Below are 19,930 nucleotides of genomic sequence, written 5' to 3'. Positions count from 1 at the left end.
GTCCACCGCGCATTGTGCCATCGCCGGCTGCGACGTTATTACACAATGCAGCCGAAACGCGCGTTTATATACTCGAACGCATCTGAAAAGCGCGAGGCCAGCATGAGTTCCGGTTCTGCCGACACGATGTTCCGTCCCGATTTGCTCGCGAAGTACGGCGCGAACGGGCCGCGCTATACGTCCTACCCTACCGCGCTGCAGTTCCGCGACGATTTCGACCCGGCCGACTACCTGCGTGCCGCGCGCGATCCCGGCGCGTCGTCCAGCGATCTGTCGCTGTACTTCCATATCCCGTTCTGCAACACGGCCTGCTTCTATTGCGGCTGCAACAAGATCGCGACCAACAACCATCGCCGCGCGCGCCCGTATCTCGAGCAACTGAAACGGGAGCTGGCGCTGCAGGCCGCGCTGTTCGATCCCGCGCGCCCGGTCACGCAGCTGCACTGGGGCGGCGGCACGCCGACCTTCCTGTCCGACGCCGAAATGGCCGAACTGATGGCGACCACCCGCGATTATTTCGTGCTCGCGCCGGACGCCGAGGCCGAGTTCTCGATCGAGATCGACCCGCGCACGGTCACGCCCGCGCGGCTCGTCCACCTGCGCAACATCGGCTTCAACCGGCTGAGCCTCGGCGTGCAGGATTTCGATCCGGTCGTGCAGCAGGCGATCAACCGGATCCAGCCGCTCGCGATGACGGCCGATTTGATGTCCGCCGCGCGCGCGACGGGCTTCCATTCGGTCAGCGTCGACCTGATCTACGGGCTGCCGCACCAGACGGTCGCCGTGTTCGCGCGCACGCTCGAGACGATCATCGAACTCGCGCCGGACCGCCTGTCCGTATTCGGCTACGCGCACATGCCGCACCTGTTCAAGATGCAGCGGCAGATCGACGACGCGACGCTGCCGCCGCCCGAAACGCGCATCGCGCTGCTCGGCCTGGCGATCGACATGCTGACGTCAGCCGGCTACGTGTACATCGGGATGGATCACTTCGCGCGGCCAACCGACGAACTCGTGCGCGCGCAGCGCAACGGCACGCTGCAGCGCAATTTCCAGGGCTACAGCACGCGCGCGGATACCGACCTGATCGGTTTCGGCGTGTCGTCGATCGGCAAGGTCGGCGACGTCTACGCGCAGAACGCGAAGGATCTGCCGGCCTACGGCGCCGCGCTCGACGCGGGCCGGCTGCCGATCGCGCGCGGCGTGCGGCTCACGGCCGACGACCGGCTGCGCCGCGACGTGATCACGCAGCTGATGTGCAACCTCGAATTGCCGTTCTCGCATATCGAGGCGGCGCACGGGATCCGCTTCGCCGATCACTTCGCGCGCGAGCTCGACGCGCTGCGCGGGTTCGAGCAGGACGGGCTGCTGACGATCGCCGGCGACCGCCTGACGATTCTCCCGGCCGGCCGGATGGTCGTGCGCAACATCGCGATGGCGTTCGACGCCTACCTCGGCCGGACGCCGCGCCAGCGCTATTCGCGCACCGTCTGACGCCGCGCGGCCGCATGCGGGCGGCCGGTTTGCTAAAGTAACGGGCTCAACGCCCCTGCAAGAACCCGCACGATGCGCACCACCAAAGCGACCCACGCGGTCGAACGCCTGAAGACCCGGTCCGGCAACCCGCAGTTCGCGGCCGTCGCGATGGCGGGCGGCCTGTTCTATCTGGTCGACCGCTCGGGCGGCACCGCCGAGAAGCGCAGCGAGCCGCTGCCGCTCGACGAATTCGTCAAGTTCGTCGACCAGTTCGGCCCCCAAAAACCGCGCAAGGCGAGCAAGCTCGACCTCGCGTTCGAAGCGCAGATCAAGAAGAGCAAGGGGTAAAGGTCTGTTGCAGGCCGTCTGAAGGCTTCGCCGGCGCCCCGTTTGGTACAATCACGAAGTTTCTCTATCCCCGCTGATGGCCGACCTGGCTGCGTGACCACACCATGAATATCGAAAACGCGCGTTTCAACATGATCGAACAACAGATCCGGCCGTGGGACGTGCTGGATCTCGACGTCCTGGGCCTGCTGTCGATCGTCAAGCGTGAAAACTACGTGTCGCCCGAACATCGCGATCTCGCGTTCGCCGACCTCGAGCTGCCGCTGCCCGGCGGCCGCGGCAAGATGCTGTTCCCGCGCGTCGAAGCGCGCATGCTGCAGGAACTGGCGGTGAAGAAGCACGAGAACGTGCTCGTGATCGGCGCGGGCTCCGGCTATCTGGCCGCGCTGTTCGCGCATCGCACGCTGCACGTGACGGCCGTCGAGATCGATCCGGCCATCGCGAAGTTCGCGGCCGACAACCTGCGCAACGACGGCGTGACGAACGCGGAAGTCGTGCTCGGCGACGGTTCGCTCGGCTGGCCCGACAAGGCGCCGTACGACGTGATCTGCGTCGCGGGCGGCCTGCCGGTCGTGCCGCAGCAGATGCTCGAACAGCTGAAGATCGGCGGCCGCCTGTCGGCGTTCGTCGGTGGCCGTCCGGTGATGAAGGCGCAGATCATCACGCGCATCGACGACAAGCAGTACCGTGTCGCCGACGTGTTCGAGACCTACGTCGACCACCTCGTGAACGCGATCGAACCGTCGCGTTTCAAGTTCTGAGCGGCGGCCCCATGCAGATCCTGACTGCCGCGATGCTCGCGGAATGGCTTCGCGATCCGGCGCGTCCCGCGCCGGTCGTGCTCGACGTGCGCGAACCGTGGGAAATCTCGACCGCTCAGATCGCCGGCAGCGTGTCGATCCCGATGCAGCAGATCCCCGCGCGCAGCGAAGAGCTCGACGACGAAGCCGAAATCGTCTGCGTGTGCCATCACGGCATGCGCAGCGCGCAGGTCGCGATGTTCCTCGAATCGCGCGGCTTCACGAAGCTGTACAACCTGCAGGGCGGCATCGACGCGTGGTCGCGTGACGTCGATCCGTCCGTGCCGCGTTACTGAGTTACCGGCGAGTTACCGCCGAGTTACCGACCTACCCCGGCGGCGCATCGCGCGCCGCCACGCCGACCGGCCCATTGCCGCCGGTCGCACCGGTCCCCGCCGAACGGGCGCGCTTTGCGCGCCCGTTTGCGTTTCTGCTTCCATGTTTCCCCCTCGTTCCGTTGACGTCGGTGCGCCGGCGAGCGCGCCGTGCACCATTTGCGCCCGCGCGACTGCACCGCAACGGATCGCGCATGCTGCACGACGCGTCATGTGCACCGCCTGCGCACCTTGAGCCACCCCTCGCCAGGCACGCCCAGCGTGCATCCGCGCGACTGGCACATGCCTTGCGTTACTACGATGCCGGCGCCGCCACGGCGCACGCACATCCAACACGTCAAGGGGAACCCGATGAAACGTCGCAGTCTGCTGAAGTTCGGTTCGATGGCCGGTGCACTCGCGCTGGCGGGCAAGAGTCCGTTCGCGCAAGCGGCCGATACGGGCACGGGCCCGATCAAGGTCGGCATCCTGCATTCGCTGTCGGGCACGATGGCGATCTCCGAAACGTCGCTGAAGGACACGGCGCTGATGACGATCGCCGACATCAACAAGAGCGGCGGCGTGATGGGCCGCAAGCTCGAGCCGGTGGTCGTCGATCCCGCATCGAACTGGCCGCTGTTCGCGGAGAAGGCGCGCCAGCTGCTCACGCAGGACAAGGTCGCGTGCGTGTTCGGCTGCTGGACGTCGGTGTCGCGCAAGTCGGTGCTGCCGGTGTTCGAGGAACTGAATGGCCTGCTCTACTACCCGGTGCAGTACGAAGGCGAGGAAATGTCGCGCAACGTGTTCTACACGGGCGCCGCGCCGAACCAGCAGGCGATCCCGGCCGTCGAGTACCTGATGGGCGCGGAAGGCGGCGGCGCGAAGCGCTTCTTCCTGCTCGGTACCGACTACGTGTATCCGCGCACGACCAACAAGATCCTGCGTGCGTTCCTGAAATCGAAGGGCGTGAAGGACGCCGACATTCAGGAGGTCTACACGCCGTTCGGCCACAGCGATTACCAGACGATCGTCGCGAACATCAAGACCTTCGCGCAAGGCGGCAAGACGACCGTGATCTCGACGATCAACGGCGATTCGAACGTGCCGTTCTACAAGGAGCTCGGCAACCAGGGGATCAAGGCGACCGACGTGCCGGTGGTCGCGTTCTCGGTCGGCGAGGAAGAACTGCGCGGGATCGACACGAAGCCGCTCGTCGGCCACCTCGCCGCGTGGAACTACTTCATGTCGGTGAAGAACCCGACGAACACGAAGTTCAAGGATCAGTTCGCCGCGTGGGTGAAGGCGAACAACCTGCCGGGCGGTGCGAAGCGCGTGACCAACGACCCGATGGAGGCGACCTATGTGGGCATCCACATGTGGAAGCAGGCCGTCGAGAAGGCGAAGAGCACGGACGTCGACAAGGTGCGCGTCGCGATGATCGGCCAGAGCGTCGTCGCGCCGTCGGGCTTCACGCTGTCGATGGACGGCAACCACCACCTGCACAAGCCGGTGATGATCGGCGAGATTCGCGGCGACGGGCAATTCAACGTCGTGTGGAAGACGAAGACGGCCGTGCGCGCGCAGCCGTGGAGCCCGTTCATCGCGGGCAACCAGGGCAAGCCGGACATCGTCAGCTCGATCCCGGCATTCCTGCGGCGGCAGCGCGCGGCGCTCGTCTGATGCGATGCGGAGCGCCGCGCACCGGCGTGGCGCTCCGCTCGCAGGCTGCCGCGGGCATGCCGCCGCGCGTGCGGTGACGAACCGCACGCGCCCGCGCACCGCCGCACGCATTCGCTTTTCCACGCCCCACAGGATCTCCCGATGCCTACCCGCTTTCGCCGCGCCGCCGTCGCGGTCGTCGCCTGTGCCGCGCTGGCCTGCGCGCTGCCGCGCGCCGCGTTCGCCCTGACGGCCGCCGATACCGCCGCGCTCGCCGGCGACGACTTCGACGCGAAAACGACCGCGATCGAACGGATCGCCGCCGATGCCGATCCGCGCGCCGTCGCGCTGCTCAATGCGCTGTCGACCGGCGACGCGCTCGCGACCGGCGACGGCCGCCTGCTGATCCAGACCGGCGACACCGCGCACGATGCGCTGACGCAGGCCGCGACGCCGGCCGGCGACGCGCAGCCCGTGATGCTGAACAACCTGCTGCGCACGAAGATCGCCGCCGCGCTGTCGGGCCTCGCGCTCGCATCGCCCGACGTCGCCGCGCGCCGCGACGCGATCGACGCGCTGCTGAAGTCGCCCGACCCGGCACTCAAGCCGATGATCGAGCGCGCACGCGCGAAGGAAACCGACCCGGCATTGAAGCGCCGCCTCGACGCACTGTGGGCCATCGCCGCGCTGCACGATGCCGATCCGGCGAAGCGTCTCGACGCCGTGCAGGTGGTGGCCGCGCGCAGCGATCTCGACATGATCGAGCAGTTGCGCCCGCTCGTCGCGAAGAACGCCGACGGCAGCTACACGGAACCCGACGCACGCGTACGCGCAGCCGCGCAGCAAGGGCTCGACACGTTGCACGCGCTGCAGCGCCGCGGCGAGATCGTGGGCACCGTGTTCGCGGGCCTGTCGCTCGGCAGCGTGCTGCTGCTCGCGGCGCTCGGCCTCGCGATCACGTACGGGCTGATCGGCGTGATCAACATGGCGCACGGCGAATTCCTGATGATCGGTGCGTACGCAACCTATGTCGTGCAGACGCTGATCCAGCGCCATGCGCCGACCGCGTTCGACTGGTATCCGCTCGTCGCGGTGCCCGTGTCGTTCGCGGCGGCCGCGCTGGTCGGCATCGTGCTTGAACGGCTCGTGCTGCGGCACCTGTACGGCCGCCCGCTCGAGACGCTGCTCGCGACGTTCGGCGTGAGCCTGATCCTGATCCAGGCGACGCGCATGCTGTTCGGCGCGCAGAACGTGCAGGTCGTGAACCCGTCGTGGATGAGCGGCGGCGTGACCGTGATGCAGAACCTGATCCTGCCGTACAACCGGCTCGCGATCCTCGCGTTCGCGCTCGCGGTCGTGTTCGTCGCGTGGGCGGTACTGACAAAGACGCGGCTCGGCCTGTTCGTGCGCGCGGTCACGCAGAACCGCCGGATGGCCGCGTGCGTCGGCGTGAAGACCGCGCGTGTCGATGCGTATGCGTTCGCGTTCGGCGCGGGCATCGCGGGCCTCGGCGGCTGCGCGCTGTCGCAGATCGGCAACGTGGGCCCCGATCTCGGGCAGAACTACATCATCGATTCGTTCATGGCGGTGGTGCTCGGCGGCGTCGGCCAGATCGCCGGCACCGTGCTCGGCGGCTTCGGGCTCGGTCTCGTCAGCAAGGCGATCGAACCGTTCTGGGGCGCCGTGCTCGCGAAGATCGCGGTGCTCGTGATGATCGTGCTGTTCATCCAGAAACGTCCGCAGGGCATGTTCGCCCCGAAGGGCCGCAGCGCGGAGGCGTGACATGACTTCAATCACCGATTCGTTGTCGAACCCGGTCGCCGACGCGCCGAAGCCCGCCGCCGTGCCCGCGAAGGAAGGCTTCGCGCTCGGCCTGCCGCCGCGCCCCGCGCTGCTGTCGCGCCGCGCGTGGCTCGCGCTCGTCGCGCTGTGCATCGCGATCGGCGTCGGCGTGCCGCTGGCCGCGCTGGTCGCGCCCGAGTCGAGCGCGTTCCATCTGTCCGCGTACGCGATGACGCTGGGCGGCAAGCTGATGTGCTACGCGATCGCCGCGCTCGCGCTCGATCTCGTGTGGGGCTACTGCGGCATCCTCAGTCTCGGCCACGGGCTGTTCTTCGCGCTCGGCGGCTATGCGATCGGCATGTACCTGATGCGCGAGATCGGCCACGAGGGCAAGTACGGCAGCGACCTGCCAGACTTCATGGTGTTCCTCGACTGGCATCAGCTGCCCTGGTACTGGAGCGGCACGCAGCATCTCGCGTGGGCGCTCGCGCTGGTCGTGCTCGTGCCGGCCGTGCTCGCGTGGGTGTTCGGCTTCTTCACGTTCCGCTCGCGCGTGAAGGGCGTGTACCTGTCGATCATCACGCAGGCGCTGACGTTCGCCGCGATGCTGCTGTTCTTTCGCAACGAGACGGGCTTCGGCGGCAACAACGGCTTCACCGACTTCAAGCGCATCGCCGGGTTTGCGATCACGTCGCCCGGCACGCGCACGGTGCTGTTGCTGCTGACCTTCGCGACGCTCGTGCTCGCGTTCATCGTTGCGCGCGCGATCGTCACGAGCAAGCTCGGGCGCGTGGTCACCGCGGTGCGCGACGGCGAGACGCGGCTGATGTTCCTCGGCTACAGCCCGCTCGCGTACAAGCTGTTCGTGTGGACGCTGTCGGCCGTGCTGTGCGGCATCGCGGGCGCGCTGTACGTGCCGCAGGTCGGCATCATCAATCCCGGCGAGATGTCGCCCGGCAACTCGATCGAAATGGCGATCTGGGTCGCGGTGGGCGGGCGCGGCACGCTGATCGGGCCGATCGTCGGCGCGTTCGCGGTGAACGGCGCGAAGAGTTTCTTTACCGCGTACTTCGCCGAATACTGGCTGTTCTTTCTCGGCCTGATCTTCGTGCTGGTGCCGCTGTTGCTGCCGCGCGGGATCATGGGCCTCGTCGACACGCTGCTTGCGAAGGGGAAACGCGGATGAACGGCACGGCCCTCTACCAGTTCACGCCACCGGCCGAAGACGAGCTGCTGACCGTCAGCGGCACCGCATCGATGGGCCGCGTGGTGCCGCCCGGCATCGACACGTCGCACGGCACGATCCTCTACCTCGAGGACATCGAGGTCAGCTTCGACGGCTTTCGCGCGCTGAACAAGCTGTCGCTCGCGATCGACGCCGGTGAGCTGCGCTGCGTGATCGGCCCGAACGGCGCGGGCAAGACCACGATGATGGACGTGATCACCGGCAAGACGCGCGCGGATGCGGGCAAGGTGTTTCTCGGCCAGACGATTGATCTCGCGCGGATGAACGAGCCGGAAATCGCGCGTGCGGGCATCGGCCGCAAGTTCCAGAAGCCGACCGTGTTCGAACAGCATCCGGTGTGGGAAAACCTCGAGCTCGCGATGCAGACCGACAAGGGCTGGCTCGCGTCGCTGCGCGCGCGGCTCGATCGCACCGCGCAGGCGAAGATCGAGGAAACGCTCGCGCTGATCGGCCTGGAAAGCGATGCGTATCGCGCGGCCGGCGAGCTGTCGCACGGGCAGAAGCAGCGGCTCGAGATCGGCATGCTGCTGATGCAGCGCCCCGCCCTCCTGCTGCTCGACGAACCGGCGGCCGGGATGACCGATCACGAGACGATGGAACTCGCCGCGCTGCTGAACACGCTGCGCGGCACCTGCTCGATGATGGTCGTCGAGCATGACATGGACTTCGTCGCGGCGCTCGCGGGCGACACGGGCCGCGTGACGGTGATGGCCAACGGCGCGGTGCTCGCGCACGGCACGCTCGACCAGGTCAAGCGCGACGACGCGGTGATCGAGTCCTACCTCGGAAGATGATGCGATGCTGAAGATCGACGCACTGAACCAGTACTACGGCGGCAGCCATATCCTGCGCAACGTGAACCTCGCCGCCGAAGACGGCAAGCTCACCGTGCTGCTCGGCCGCAACGGCGTCGGCAAGAGCACGCTGCTGCGCTGCCTGATGGGCGTCGTCGCCGCGAAGAGCGGCAGCGTGTCGTGGCGCGGCACGCCGCTCGGCGCGTTGCCGCCGTATGCACGCGTCGCGGCCGGGCTTGCGTACGTGCCGCAGGGCCGCGACATCTTTCCGCGGCTGACCGTCGAGGAAAACCTGCTCGTCGGCGCGGCAAGCCGCAAGGCGCGCTCGTCGGTGCCCGACCGCATCTACGAACTATTCCCGGTGCTGAAGGACATGCGCGCACGGCGCGGCGGCGACCTGTCGGGCGGCCAGCAGCAGCAGCTCGCGATCGGCCGCGCGCTGATGAGCGAGCCGCAGCTGCTGATCCTCGACGAGCCGACCGAGGGCATCCAGCCGTCGATCATCCAGGACATCGGGCGCACGCTGCGCCAGCTCGTCGACGAATCGAAGATGACCGTGCTGCTCGTCGAGCAGTACTACGACTTCGCGCGCTCGATCGCGGACCACTACTGGGTGATGAGCCGCGGCGAGGTCGTCGCGGGCGGCGATGCGCGGGACATGGAGGCGAACGGTGTGCGCGAGCTGATCGCGGTGTAGCAGGCCGGCCGGGGCGGCGGCGCTTGCGGTTACCGATTCGACGCTTCGGCCGGCGCTTCGATCCGGCGCTTCGATCCGGCGCGTCGCCGGGCAACGCATGTCGGGCCCACGCCGGCGAAACAGCACGGCCTGCGAGCGACGTTGCGTCATCCTGCAACGCGACCGCCGAAGCGTATATTGTTGCAGTAGCATCCTCGTTCACCGCGCCCCGTCCCCTGCTTTGCACCGATGTCCGCCCCTGATTCTCACGCCTCGCTGTCCCGCCCCTCCGTCGCCAAATCGTGGCGCGGTCGCCTCGAACTCGGCTTCGAACGGCACGGCGCGCGCACGACGCTCGTCCATCGGCTGCACGACGGCCCGCTGCGCGTGCAGCGGCCGCTGTATCCGGAAGGCGACGCGATCTGCCACGCGGTCATCGTTCACCCGCCGGGCGGCGTCGCGGGCGGCGACCAGCTCGACATCGGCATCGCGCTCGGCGACGGCACGCATGCGGTGCTGACGACGCCCGGCGCGACCAAGTGGTACAAGTCGAACGGTCTCGACGCGACGCAACGCATCGGCATCACGGTCGGCGCGCACGCGAAGCTCGACTGGCTGCCGCAGAACAACCTGTTCTTCGACGCGGCCCACGCCGCGCTCGACTTCACGGTGACGCTCGGCGCGGGCGCGAGCGCGATCGGCTGGGACGCGACGCAACTCGGCAGGCAGGCGGCCGGCGAAACGTGGTCGGCCGGCCGCATCGCGTCGCGCTCGGCACTCGTCGATGCCGACGGACGGCCGCTGTGGACCGAGCGCGCGCTGCTCGACGCGCACGATCCGCTGCGCGGCGCGTTGCAGGGTCTCGCCGGCTTTCCGGTGTACGGCACGCTGTGGGCCGCCGGCGCCGCGTGCGATGCGGCACTGGCCGAAGCGCTCGCCGCGCGGATGCCGTTCGACGACACGCTGCGCGCGGGCGCGACCTGCGTGACGCCCGGCGTCGTGCTGGTGCGCGCGCTGTCGACCTCGATGGAAGCGCTTCAGCGTCACTTCGCCGACTGCTGGCTTTACCTGCGTCCGATCGTGCACGGCGTCGACGCGCGGCCGCTGCGCCTCTGGCAAACCTGAGCGCGCGCCGCCTGGCGCGCACCGTTTCGGCGCAGCGCCGTCGCCCGCGCTGCCCGCCATTCATGCATTGCGCACCACGAACGCGCATCGCCGCACGTTTTATCGGCATGGCACGCACCTTGCTGCTTACATAACGGATACACGACGCACGGAAAAAACGCGCGGTGCTACGATGGCCCGCGCCTGTGCCGAAACCCCGCGCCCCGATAAAAAATTACGTTTTCCTGAACGATTGCCTTCATGAAACTGACTCCCCGAGAAAAGGACAAGCTGCTGATCTTCACGGCGGCGCTGCTGGCCGAGCGCCGTCGCGCGCGCGGGCTCAAGCTGAACTATCCGGAGGCGGTCGCATTCATCACCGCCGCGCTGATGGAAGCCGCGCGCGACGGCAAGACCGTCGCCGAGGTGATGCACTACGGCACGACGCTGCTCACGCGCGACGACGTGATGGATGGCGTGCCGGAGATGATCCCCGACATCCAGGTCGAGGCGACCTTTCCGGACGGCACCAAGCTCGTGACCGTCCACCACCCGATTCCGTGAGCGAGGCCCCCCGCATGATCCCCGGCGAAATCCTCACCGACGACGGCGAGCACGAACTGAACGCAGGCCGCCCGACGCTGACGGTCGTCGTCGCGAACACCGGCGACCGCCCGGTGCAGGTCGGCTCGCACTACCACTTCTTCGAAGCCAACGACGCGCTGTCGTTCGACCGCGCGGCCGCGCGCGGCTTCCGGCTCAACATCGCGGCCGGCACCGCCGTGCGCTTCGAGCCGGGCCAGACGCGCACCGTCGAGCTCGTCGAGCTGGCCGGCGATCGCGCCGTCTACGGTTTTCAAGGCAAGGTGATGGGGCCGCTGTAAGCCGCGCCCCACTCTTCAGGAACAGCACCATGACATTACGCTTGAGCCGCCGCGCGTACGCGGAAATGTTCGGGCCGACGACGGGCGACCGCGTGCGGCTCGCCGATACCGAACTCTTGATCGAGATCGAACGCGACTACACGATCTACGGCGAGGAAGTGAAATTCGGCGGCGGGAAGGTGATCCGCGACGGGATGGGCCAGTCGCAGCGCGTGGCCGCCGACGTGCCCGACACGATCATCACGAACGCGGTGATCCTCGATCACTGGGGCATCGTGAAGGCCGACATCGCGATCAAGCACGGCCGCATCGCCGCGATCGGCAAGGCCGGCAACCCGGACATCCAGCCCGGCGTGACGATCGCGATCGGCGCCGCGACCGAAGTGATCGCCGGCGAAGGGCTGATCGTCACCGCGGGCGGCATCGACACGCACATCCATTTCATCAGCCCGCAGCAGATCGACGAGGCGCTCGCGTCGGGCGTCACGACGATGCTCGGCGGCGGCACGGGGCCGGCCACCGGCACCAACGCGACGACCTGCACGCCGGGCCCGTGGCACATGGAGCGGATGCTGCAGGCGGCCGACGGCTGGCCGATCAACCTCGGCTTCCTCGGCAAGGGCAACGCGAGCCTGCCGCAGCCGCTCGTCGAGCAGATCGCGGCCGGTGCGATCGGCCTGAAGCTGCATGAAGACTGGGGCACGACGCCTGCCGCGATCGACAACTGCCTGTCGGTGGCCGACGACACCGACACGCAGGTCGCGATCCACACCGACACGCTGAACGAAGCCGGCTTCGTCGAATCGACGGTCGCCGCGTTCAAGGGCCGCACGATCCACACGTACCACACCGAAGGCGCGGGCGGCGGCCATGCGCCCGACATCCTGAAGGTGTGCGGCGAGGCGAACGTGCTGCCGTCGTCGACCAACCCGACGCGCCCGTACACGATCAACACGCTCGACGAGCATCTCGACATGCTGATGGTGTGCCATCACCTCGATCCGTCGATCGCCGAGGATCTCGCGTTCGCCGAATCGCGGATCCGCCGCGAGACGATCGCGGCCGAGGACATCCTGCACGATCTCGGCGCCCTGTCGATGCTGTCGTCCGACTCGCAGGCGATGGGCCGCGTCGGCGAAGTGATCATCCGCACCTGGCAGACCGCGCACAAGATGAAGGTGCAGCGCGGCGCGCTGCCGGAAGACGGCGCCCGCAACGACAACTTCCGCGCGAAACGCTACGTCGCGAAGTACACGATCAACCCGGCGATCACGCACGGGATCGCGCACGAAGTCGGGTCGATCGAACCCGGCAAGTGGGCCGACCTCGTCCTGTGGGAACCGGCGTTCTTCGGGATCAAGCCGTCGATGATCCTGAAGGGCGGGATGATCGCGGTCGCGCAGATGGGCGACCCGAACGCGTCGATCCCGACACCGCAGCCGGTCCACTACCGCGAGATGTTCGCGACACGCGGCGGCGCGCTCGCGCGCACGTCGCTCACCTTCGTGTCGCAGATGGCCGCCGACGCGGGCATCGCCGAACGCTACGGGCTCGCGAAGCGCATCGTGCCGGTGCGCAACTGCCGCAACGTGACGAAGGCCGACATGATCCACAACGCATGGCGCCCGTCGATCAGCGTCGACCCCGAAACCTACGACGTGATCGCCGACGGCCAGTTGCTCACCTGCGAGCCGGCGTCGGTGCTGCCGATGGCGCAACGCTATTTCCTGTTCTGATTTACGGTTTTCGTTCCATGCGCACCCTCGACAAACGCATTGCCCCGAACGTGAAGCTCGCCGCGTCGCTCGTCGCGCGCGCGCCGACGCTCACGCTCGCCTATGACGCCCGCTGCAAGAGCCGCCTCGCGGCCACGCTGGATACCGGCGAGGACGTCGCGGTCGTGCTGCCGCGCGGCACCGTGCTGCGCGACGGCGACGTGCTCGTCGCCGACGACGGCGCGCTCGTGCGCATCGCCGCGGCGCCCGAGACCGTGCTGCTCGTGCGCGCGGGCGATCCGCTCACGCTGATGCGCGCCGCGTATCACCTCGGCAACCGTCACACGCCGGTCGAGATCGGCGACGGCTACCTGAAGCTCGAAGCCGATCCGGTACTCGCGGACATGCTGCGCCGGCTCGGCACGCAGGTCGAACCCACGAGCGCACCGTTCCAGCCGGAAGCCGGTGCGTACGGCGGCGGCCACAAGCACGGACATGATGCGACGTTCGCCGAGGATTACGCGCTCGCGCAGCAGGTATTCGGCGAGCACCACGGCCACTCGCACTCGCACGATCACGATCACGATCACGATCACCAGCATGGTCCGGGCTGCACGCACGGCCACCGCGGCCATGACCACCACTGAGCTCGTCGCGCTGCTGCATCTCGCGTCGCCCGCGCTGCCGATCGGCGCATTCAGCTATTCGCAGGGATTCGAAGCCGCGCTCGACGCGAACCTGATCCGCGACGCCGACACCGCGCGCGACTGGATCGCGGGCGGGCTGACCGACGTGCTCGCGCACGGCGAACTGCCGTTCCTCGCGCACCAGCTCGCACGCTGGCACGCGCACGACGCCGATGCGCTCGCGCGCGAGAACGCGTGGTTCGTCGCGAGCCGCGAATCGGCAGAACTGCGCCGCGAGACCGAGCAAATGGGCTGGTCACTCGCGCAGCTCTGCACATCGCTCGAATGGGGCGATACCGCGCGCCGCGCGACGCTCGCGACGATTTCGCCGATCGCGCTGCCGACCGCGTTCGCCTATGCGGCCGCCGCGCACGACGCGAGCGCCGACGCCGTGCTCGCCGCGTACGCGTTCGGCTGGGTCGAGAACCAGACGTCGGCCGCGCTGAAAGCGGTGCCGCTCGGCCAGCTTGCCGGGCAACGCATCATCGTCGCGCTGCGCGGCGCGATCGACGCGGCCGTGCGCCGCGCGCTCGCCACGCCGCCCGACGCCGTCAACACGTTCGCGCCGCAGCTCGGCATCCTGTCCGCGCGGCACGAAACCCAGTATTCGCGATTGTTCCGCTCCTGAACCCGACCCACGCCATGAACGCACCCGCTCTCTCCCCCGCCCGCCGCACCAAGAAACTGCCGCCGCTGCGCGTCGGCATCGGCGGCCCGGTCGGCTCCGGCAAGACCACGCTGCTCGAAATGCTGTGCAAGGCGATGCGCGAGCGCTACGACCTCGTCGCGATCACGAACGACATCTATACGAAGGAAGACCAGCGTTTGTTGACCGTCGCGGGCGCGCTGCCCGAGGAGCGAATCATGGGCGTCGAGACGGGCGGCTGCCCGCACACGGCGATCCGCGAGGATGCGTCGATCAATCTCGAGGCCGTCGACCGGATGCTGTCGCGCTTTCCCGATGCCGACATCGTGTTCATCGAATCGGGCGGCGACAATCTCGCGGCGACGTTCAGCCCCGAGCTGTCGGACCTGACGATCTACGTGATCGACGTCGCCGGCGGCGAGAAGATTCCGCGCAAGGGCGGCCCCGGGATCACGAAGTCCGACCTGCTGGTGATCAACAAGACCGATCTCGCGCCGCTCGTCGGCGCGAACCTCGACGTGATGGCGTCCGACACGAAGAAGATGCGCGGCGAGCGGCCTTACGTGATGACGAACCTGAAGGCGCTCGATGGCGTCGCGGACGTCGTCGCATTCATCGAGAAGAAAGGATTGCTGACGGTGTGAGCGGCGGCGCGGCGGCCCGCTGCCGCCTCGCCTGCCCAGGGGCGGCTTCGCGCCGCCCGCTCAGTCGTCGGATGGTTCCGACGCGTCGGTTGTGCCGCGCATCGCGCCGCCGCCGCGCTCGACCGGCGGCAGCAACGCCGCGAGCACGTCGACCGAGCGCGCGGTCGCGCCGCGATGGCGCGCCGCGAACGCGGCCCCCGCCGCGCCCATCGCGATGCGCCGCGCGTTGTCGGCGAACAGCGCGTCGAGCACGTGCGCGAGATCGAGCGGATCCGCGACCTGCATCGCCGCGCCGGCCGCGACCGCATCGGCGGTCGCCTGCGTGAAGTTGAACACGTGCGGGCCGATCAGCACCGGCACGCCCACCGCGCATGCCTCGATCAGGTTCTGCCCGCCGAGCGGCAGCAGGCTGCCGCCGATGAACGCGACGTCGGCGGCCGCGTAGTACGCGCCGAGCTCACCCATCGAATCGCCGAGCAACACCGTCACGTCGGCCGGCAACGGTTCTGCCGCAGCGGGCCGGCCGGCCGCCAGGGCCGCCGCGTCCGCACCCCACACCGAACGCCGCACGCACTGGAGCCCGTTGCGCTCGACGAGCGCCTCGACTTCGCCGAAACGCTGCGGATGGCGCGGCACGAGGATCAGCAGCGCGCCCGGCGTGCGCATTGCGGCGAACGCCTGCAGCACCAGCGCCTCCTCGTTCTCGCGCGTGCTGGCGGCGACCCACACGGGCCGCGTGCCGATCGCGTCGCGCCATGCATGACCGCGCGCGGCCAGCTCCGGCGGCGTGGTCATGTCGAATTTCAGGTTGCCCAGCACCGTCACGTTGCGCGCGCCGAGCGACGTCAGCCGCTCCGCATCGGCCGGGCTCTGCGCGAGCACGCGCGAGAAACCGCCGAACACGTCGCGCGTGGCCGCGCCGAACTTCGCCGCGCGCCGATGCGAGCGCGCGGACATCCGCGCGTTGGTCAGCACGAGCGGCACGTCCGCGCGGCGGCACTCGTCGATCAGCGTCGGCCACACCTCGGTTTCCATCACGAGGCCGAGCGTCGGCCGCCACGCGCGCAGGAAGCGCCGCACCGCGCCCGGCATGTCGTACGGCAGGTAGCAGCGCAGCACGCGATCGCCGAAGATCTGCTCGCCGGTCGCGCGGCCGCTCGGCGTCATGTGCGTGAGCAGGATGCGCGCGTCGGGACGCGTACGCATCAGCGCGTCGATCAGCGGCTGCGCGGCGCGCGTCTCGCCGACCGACACCGCATGCACCCAGATCAGCGGCGCGCGATCGTCCGGCGAACGGCCCGCGACCTGGCCGAAGCGCTCGGCGACGTGCTCGCGGTAGCCGCGCTCCTTGCGCGAGCGCACAAAGAGGCGGATGACGGCGATCGGCGCGACGAGCCACCACAGCGCGCGATAGATCGCCCTCAGCATGAACGGGCTCCGTCACCGCGAAGGATGCGGGGCGCGGTCAAACCAGCGCCCGGCCGGTCAGGCGCTCGAGAATTCCCAGCGGCGCGCATTCGCGCCGCACCATCGCGTCGACCGGCAGGAAGAAGGTCTGCTCGAGCATGAACTGGCCGGACATCACAGCGTGCGAAGTCTGATCCGAGAAACATATCCACACGCTGCCGGGCGGAAACGGCATCGTCTGCTGCGGACAGGTCTTCTGGTAGTCGAGATCAGCCTTCATCCCGTCGTGCAGGTTCAGCATCAGGTGGTCGTACGCGCTGCGCGGCGACTTCGTCACGTGCAGCAGGTTCAGCAGCCACGCCGAGCCCGGCAACTGCGGCCGGATCTTCGGCAGGAAGCGCTTCGCGACGTCCTCGAACGGCTCGCCGACGCGCCACACGCGCGGCTGGCCGGCCGGGTTCACGTTCGTGAACACACGCAGGATCCGCTCGCCGTAGTTCGGCCGCGACGGGAACGCGTCGACGTGCAGCCGGCTGTCGTCCTTGCGCCAGGACGTCTGGCGCGTCTCGACCTGCATCAGCCGCAGGCTCGTCGGCGCGACGCGCAGCTTGCCGCGGTATTCGGGAAAGAGACCGTCGACGAGCGTGCCGGCCTGCTGCTGGAAGCGCGCGACGAGCGCGCGCACGGCCGACTGCGTGACGCTGTCGCCGAGCACGCCGGCGAGCACGCCGCCGTTCGGCGCGAGGCTGATGTTCTTGCGTTTCGGATCGGCGAGCGACGGATCGAGCAGCGCTTCCTCGCCGCCTTCGATCGCGAAGCGCAGGTGCGGGAAATACAGCACCTTGCCTTCCTCGACCGCGGCCAGCAGCTGCTCGCGCGGCGCCGACAGGTTGTGTCCGCTCCAGTCGGCGGACGGGACTTCGATGATCTGGGATTCGCTCATGATCGGTTCGCGTGCGTGACGTGCAGGAGGGGCAGGAGAGACAGGACAGGCGTGACGTGCATCACAGCAGACCGAAGCCCGCGAGCGCCGCCTTCACCTGCGCGATCGACGGCGGCTGCCCCGCCGTGCCGAGATTGACGACGTTCGGCGACCAGTAGCCGCCGGTGCGCCAGGCCGTAGCGAAATTGTACAGTTCGACCGTCGGACGCTTGAGCGCGGCCGCGATGTGAACCAGACCTGTATCAACCCCGACGGTCGCGGCCGCGCCGTCGATCAGGCCGACGACGGCCGGCAGCGACAGCTTCGGCGGCACGATCGCCGCCGCGCCGAACTCCTTCGCGAGCCGCTCGCTGGTCGCGCGCTCCGCGTCGTTGCCCCACGGCAGCACGAGCGACGCGCCGCGCCGCACGAGCGCCTGGCCGAGCTCGATCCATGCGGCGTCCGGCCACTGCTTGTCGGCACGCGAGGTCGCGTGCACGAACACCACGTACGGCACCGGCAGGTTCAGGCCCAGCGCCGCGACCGCGAGCGCCGCTGCGCGCGTATCGAGACCGAAATCGACCGGATCGGCCGGCGTCGGCGCCGGGTCGCCCAGCGCGGCCGCGACCAGCTGGCGCGAGCGCTCGACCACGTGCGTGCGCGGCGCGATCGGCACGCGCTGGCGATAGAAGAAGCGCACCGGCCATTCGTAGCCGGCGCCGTCCGTGCGGTTGCCGAGACCGGCGAGCGGGCCGCGCGCCCAGCTCGCGACCCAGGCCGTCTTGATCAGACCCTGGCAGTCGATCACGAGGTCGTACTGTTCGGCCACGAGCCGCTTGCGGAACGCGCGGATCTCGCGCCACGTCGCGCCCGAGAGCGGCTTCTTGCGCCAGCGGCGCAGCGAGAACGGCAGCACGTTGCGCACGCCGTCGACGAGCCGCACGAGGTCGACGAAGCTCTCCTCGACGAGCCAGTCGATCTGCGCATCGGGGTGGCGGCGCCGGATATCGGCGATCACCGGCATGTTGTGCACGACGTCGCCCAGCGACGACACGCGCACGATCAGGATCTTTTGCACGCTGAAAAAACGCCGGCGGATAGCCGGCGACAGGCATAAAGACGCGATTTTATCGCGCCCGGGACGTCAGACAGACAAAAAGCGGCCGCACGCGTGAGCGTGCGCCGCTTTTCGGGGATGGCGCGACGGCTCGTGCGAGCGTCGCGCCGGCGGCGGCCCGCAGGCCGCCGGAGTTCAGAACGGCAGCTTGACGTCCGGCTTCGCGGCCGTCAGCACGCGGCGGAAGTCCTCCTGAATGCGCTTGAGCCCTTCCTTGGTCTCCGATTCGAACCGCATCACGACGACCGGCGTCGTGTTCGACGAACGCGCGAGGCCGAAACCGTCCGGGTACTCGACGCGCAGGCCGTCGATCGTCACGACTTCCTCGGCACCGTCGAACTTCGCCTCTTTCTGCAGCTTGTCGATCAGGCGGAAGTTCTCGCCTTCGTCGAGCCAGAGCTGCAGCTCGGGCGTGCTCATCGCGTCCGGCAAGCCGTTCAGCAGCGCGCTCGGATCGGCCGTCTTCGCGAGGATCTCCAGCAGGCGCGCGCCCGTGTAGAGGCCGTCGTCGAAGCCGTACCAGCGGTCCTTGAAGAACACGTGGCCGCTCATCTCGCCGGCGAGCGGCGCACCCGTCTCGCGCAGCTTCGCCTTCACGAGCGAATGGCCCGTCTTCCACATCAGCGGCTCGCCGCCCTTCGCCTTCACCCACTGCGCGAGATGGCGCGTGCACTTCACGTCGTAGATGATCTGCGCGCCCGGATTGCGCGACAGCACTTCCTCCGCGAACAGCATCAGCTGGCGGTCCGGGTAGATGATCTGGCCGTCCTTCGTGACGACGCCCAGGCGGTCGCCGTCGCCGTCGAACGCGAAGCCGAGTTCGGCGTCGGTGTCCTTCAGCGCCTGGATCACGTCCTGCAGGTTTTCCGGGTGCGCGGGATCGGGGTGGTGGTTCGGGAACGTGCCGTCGATGTCGGTGAAGCGCTCGACGAGTTCGCAGCCGAGCGCCTTGAACAGGCGCGTCGCGAGCGGGCCCGCGACGCCGTTGCCGGCATCGACGACGAGCTTCAGCGGGCGCGCGAGCTTCACGTCGCCGACGATGCGCGCGATGTACTGATCCGCGACGTCGAACTCCTCGAACGTGCCGCTGCCCGTTTCGAAACGCTCGTCGACGATGCGGCGGTACAGCGCCTGGATCTGCTCGCCGTAGATCGCGGCGCCGCGCAGCACCATCTTGAAGCCGTTGTAGTCGGGCGGATTGTGGCTGCCCGTGACGACGATGCACGAATCGACGCGGCGTTCGCCGCCCTTCAGTGCAAGCGGCACGCTCGCCGCGAAATAGCCGACCGGCGTGGGCACCATGCCGACGTCGACGACGTCGACACCGGCCGCACGCAGGCCATCGGCGAGTGCGCCGACGAGCTCGGGCCCCGATAGGCGGCCGTCGCGCGCGACGACGACCGCGTCGCCGCCCTGGGCGCGCACTTCGCTGCCGAATGCCCGGCCGATCCCGCGCGCCGTGTCGGCGTCGAGCGTCTTGCCGACCACACCGCGAATGTCATATGCCTTGAAGATGGATTGGGAGATCATCGATTCTCTCTCGGTTGCGTGCATGGAAAATAATCTGGCCGCCTTTCGCGCGTGCCCGGCATCATACATGCGGGCCTTGCGCGACAAGGAACCGGGCGGCTGGTGCGGCCGCGATCCAACTTATAATCGCGGGTTTTGATGACGCGCATTCTGCCCATTTTAATGCCTAGCCGTTCCGCC

The 19,930-nt window shown here is 68.6% G+C and carries 20 protein-coding genes; 16 read left to right on the top strand and 4 right to left on the bottom strand.

Annotated features, from left to right (window positions below):
• Positions 1–102: 102 nt before the first annotated feature.
• The 16 genes from hemN (at position 103) to ureG (ending at position 14,774) form a co-directional block, all read left to right on the top strand.
• Entirely contained in the window at positions 103–1,494 is a 1,392-nt protein-coding gene (gene hemN, locus BAMB_RS03995) for an oxygen-independent coproporphyrinogen III oxidase (RefSeq protein ID WP_011656164.1), read from the top strand.
• Positions 1,495–1,566: 72 nt separating this feature from the next.
• The gene (locus BAMB_RS03990) at positions 1,567–1,824 is read left to right on the top strand and encodes a hypothetical protein (protein WP_006752100.1); all 258 of its coding nucleotides are present in this window, start codon (positions 1,567–1,569) and stop codon (positions 1,822–1,824) included.
• A 104-nt stretch (positions 1,825–1,928) separates the two neighbouring features.
• Positions 1,929–2,585, top strand: a complete 657-nt coding sequence (locus BAMB_RS03985; protein ID WP_011656163.1) for a protein-L-isoaspartate O-methyltransferase family protein — start codon at positions 1,929–1,931, stop codon at positions 2,583–2,585.
• 11 nt (positions 2,586–2,596) lie between these two features.
• Entirely contained in the window at positions 2,597–2,920 is a 324-nt protein-coding gene (locus tag BAMB_RS03980; RefSeq protein ID WP_006752102.1) for a rhodanese-like domain-containing protein, read from the top strand.
• 390 nt (positions 2,921–3,310) lie between these two features.
• Positions 3,311–4,618 carry an urea ABC transporter substrate-binding protein gene (urtA, locus tag BAMB_RS03975; RefSeq protein WP_011656162.1) on the top strand — a complete coding sequence of 436 codons (1,308 nt, stop codon included), beginning with the start codon at positions 3,311–3,313 and terminating at the stop codon, positions 4,616–4,618.
• A gap of 141 nt (positions 4,619–4,759) precedes the next feature.
• Positions 4,760–6,379 carry an urea ABC transporter permease subunit UrtB gene (urtB, locus tag BAMB_RS03970; protein ID WP_011656161.1) on the top strand — a complete coding sequence of 540 codons (1,620 nt, stop codon included), beginning with the start codon at positions 4,760–4,762 and terminating at the stop codon, positions 6,377–6,379.
• A 1-nt stretch (position 6,380) separates the two neighbouring features.
• The gene (gene urtC / locus BAMB_RS03965) at positions 6,381–7,565 is read left to right on the top strand and encodes an urea ABC transporter permease subunit UrtC (RefSeq protein WP_011656160.1); all 1,185 of its coding nucleotides are present in this window, start codon (positions 6,381–6,383) and stop codon (positions 7,563–7,565) included.
• Positions 7,562–8,419, top strand: a complete 858-nt coding sequence (gene urtD / locus BAMB_RS03960; RefSeq protein ID WP_006752106.1) for an urea ABC transporter ATP-binding protein UrtD — start codon at positions 7,562–7,564, stop codon at positions 8,417–8,419. Before urtC ends, urtD begins: the two co-directional genes overlap by 4 nt.
• Positions 8,420–8,423: 4 nt before the next feature.
• A complete protein-coding gene (gene urtE, locus BAMB_RS03955) occupies positions 8,424–9,116 on the top strand; it encodes an urea ABC transporter ATP-binding subunit UrtE (protein ID WP_011656159.1) in 693 nt (230 codons plus the stop codon).
• A 228-nt stretch (positions 9,117–9,344) separates the two neighbouring features.
• Positions 9,345–10,220, top strand: a complete 876-nt coding sequence (locus BAMB_RS03950; RefSeq protein ID WP_011656158.1) for an urease accessory protein UreD — start codon at positions 9,345–9,347, stop codon at positions 10,218–10,220.
• A gap of 240 nt (positions 10,221–10,460) precedes the next feature.
• Complete coding sequence (gene ureA, locus BAMB_RS03945) at positions 10,461–10,763, top strand: urease subunit gamma (protein WP_006406310.1); 303 nt, start codon at positions 10,461–10,463, stop codon at positions 10,761–10,763.
• A 14-nt stretch (positions 10,764–10,777) separates the two neighbouring features.
• Positions 10,778–11,083 (top strand): urease subunit beta, encoded by a 306-nt coding sequence (locus tag BAMB_RS03940; protein ID WP_006752109.1) that lies wholly within the window; start codon positions 10,778–10,780, stop codon positions 11,081–11,083.
• A 29-nt stretch (positions 11,084–11,112) separates the two neighbouring features.
• A complete protein-coding gene (ureC, locus tag BAMB_RS03935; protein ID WP_011656157.1) occupies positions 11,113–12,819 on the top strand; it encodes an urease subunit alpha in 1,707 nt (568 codons plus the stop codon).
• A 17-nt stretch (positions 12,820–12,836) separates the two neighbouring features.
• Complete coding sequence (ureE, locus tag BAMB_RS03930; protein WP_011656156.1) at positions 12,837–13,445, top strand: urease accessory protein UreE; 609 nt, start codon at positions 12,837–12,839, stop codon at positions 13,443–13,445.
• A complete protein-coding gene (locus BAMB_RS03925; RefSeq protein ID WP_011656155.1) occupies positions 13,432–14,112 on the top strand; it encodes an urease accessory protein UreF in 681 nt (226 codons plus the stop codon). Before ureE ends, BAMB_RS03925 begins: the two co-directional genes overlap by 14 nt.
• Positions 14,113–14,126: 14 nt before the next feature.
• A complete protein-coding gene (gene ureG, locus BAMB_RS03920; RefSeq protein WP_011656154.1) occupies positions 14,127–14,774 on the top strand; it encodes an urease accessory protein UreG in 648 nt (215 codons plus the stop codon).
• Positions 14,775–14,834: 60 nt separating this feature from the next.
• On the opposite strand, the gene waaA is transcribed toward ureG, so the two are convergent.
• From waaA to BAMB_RS03900, 4 genes are all read right to left on the bottom strand, one after another.
• Positions 14,835–16,202 (bottom strand): lipid IV(A) 3-deoxy-D-manno-octulosonic acid transferase, encoded by a 1,368-nt coding sequence (gene waaA / locus BAMB_RS03915; protein ID WP_011656153.1) that lies wholly within the window; start codon positions 16,200–16,202, stop codon positions 14,835–14,837.
• Between the two features lie 37 nt (positions 16,203–16,239).
• Positions 16,240–17,124 carry a Kdo hydroxylase KdoO gene (gene kdoO / locus BAMB_RS03910; RefSeq protein WP_011656152.1) on the bottom strand — a complete coding sequence of 295 codons (885 nt, stop codon included), beginning with the start codon at positions 17,122–17,124 and terminating at the stop codon, positions 16,240–16,242.
• A gap of 61 nt (positions 17,125–17,185) precedes the next feature.
• A complete protein-coding gene (gene waaC / locus BAMB_RS03905; protein WP_011656151.1) occupies positions 17,186–18,181 on the bottom strand; it encodes a lipopolysaccharide heptosyltransferase I in 996 nt (331 codons plus the stop codon).
• A 174-nt stretch (positions 18,182–18,355) separates the two neighbouring features.
• Positions 18,356–19,750 (bottom strand): phosphomannomutase/phosphoglucomutase, encoded by a 1,395-nt coding sequence (locus tag BAMB_RS03900; protein ID WP_012363244.1) that lies wholly within the window; start codon positions 19,748–19,750, stop codon positions 18,356–18,358.
• Between the last annotated feature and the right edge of the window lie 180 nt (positions 19,751–19,930).

Origin of the sequence: Burkholderia ambifaria AMMD (genome assembly GCF_000203915.1) — a bacterium.
GTDB lineage: Bacteria > Pseudomonadota > Gammaproteobacteria > Burkholderiales > Burkholderiaceae > Burkholderia > Burkholderia ambifaria.
Note: the sequence above shows the minus strand (reverse complement) of the source record. Positions and strands in the feature narration are given on the sequence as shown.